This window comes from Lentilactobacillus kefiri (genome assembly GCF_007989105.1).
Taxonomy (GTDB): Bacteria; Bacillota; Bacilli; order Lactobacillales; family Lactobacillaceae; genus Lentilactobacillus; species Lentilactobacillus kefiri.
The window spans coordinates 1-957 of sequence record NZ_BJVK01000098.1; the positions used below are offsets into that span (position 1 = coordinate 1).

The following is a 957-nucleotide window of genomic DNA, read 5'->3' on the forward strand; positions in this document are numbered from 1 at the left end:
ACGGCTTTTTTTGTGAGTTAATTTTCTGACAAGTTTTCTGTCAGTAAAATTTTAGAGTTTTTCATTAACGAAATTCACAAAATGATTCCAAAAAACCTTTGGAGCACTACTGCGAGGGACAGTTTTATTGGCAACCAATGGAATTTGTTCTGCTGTACAATTTGGAAGATAGCCTAAACTATCCTTTACTGTAGTAGAAAGAGTGACAAACTTCCGAATATTATTAATTGGCTTCGCTCACAACAAAGTCGAGGGGTGCTAACTAAGTTAGCATCTATAATTTAGTATAAGAACCTTAAATGAAGCTTAAAAACTAATTCTTTGATTTACCGACAAAGAAAGAAACTACAGCAACAACAATTACTGCTCCAATAATTGAAGGAATAATTGCCATTCCGGCTAATTGAGGGCCCCAAGATCCGAGTATAGCTTCTCCAATAGAGGAACCAACTAATCCGGCAACAATATTAGCAATCCACCCCATTGATTTTCCTTTGCTAGTAATTGCTCCAGCAATAGCACCAATGATGGCACCAATAATTAAAACCCATAACCAATGCATAAAACATCATCCTCTCTTATTTTTCGAAGGATGTTTTTTTAGATTTGTTATAGTTTTGAATTTCTTTAAAAATGGCTAATAAAAGTTGAGATATAGAAATGATAATTGATATTTTTGACCAAAGTCCAAATCTTTTCATATGAAATCCTCCATTATCTAAATTGCATCCTTCTAAATCTAATTATAGGCAATTGAATATTTGAATACAAGTTATTCGATTGTGCCATTCTTTTTAAAATAGGAATTTTTGATTTGCCTTTTTCTCAATTACAGGCGTTAAAGAATAATTGATTTAGTTATTGCACTTACAAACAATTTAGTCTACGGACTTAAAAAGGAGTTTTGATGATGAAAACAAATTTGCAATTTTTTGCTGATCCTAACCCAGAACCTAA

General features: G+C 32.3%; 2 protein-coding genes and 1 pseudogene. All 3 read right to left on the bottom strand.

Translation table 11 applies throughout. The features are described 5' to 3' along the window. Positions 1 to 51: 51 nt before the first annotated feature. Positions 52 to 213: pseudogene (locus LKE01_RS12440) on the bottom strand (serine hydrolase); the annotation flags it as partial. A 100-nt stretch (positions 214 to 313) separates the two neighbouring features. Continuing rightward, positions 314 to 562: a GlsB/YeaQ/YmgE family stress response membrane protein gene (locus LKE01_RS11840; protein WP_003606447.1), complete on the bottom strand. Its 249-nt coding sequence runs from the start codon at positions 560 to 562 to the stop codon at positions 314 to 316. Between the two features lie 16 nt (positions 563 to 578). Beyond that, the gene (locus LKE01_RS12335; RefSeq protein ID WP_257786598.1) at positions 579 to 701 is read right to left on the bottom strand and encodes a hypothetical protein; all 123 of its coding nucleotides are present in this window, start codon (positions 699 to 701) and stop codon (positions 579 to 581) included. Positions 702 to 957: the final 256 nt, after the last annotated feature.

What these genes read in the sequence shown, in the direction of transcription:
- LKE01_RS11840 (WP_003606447.1), bottom strand. Translation starts at nt 562, where the DNA reads ATGCATTGGTTATGGGTTTTAATTATTGGTGCCATCATTGGTGCTATT.
- LKE01_RS12335 (WP_257786598.1), bottom strand. Translation starts at nt 701, where the DNA reads ATGAAAAGATTTGGACTTTGGTCAAAAATATCAATTATCATTTCTATA.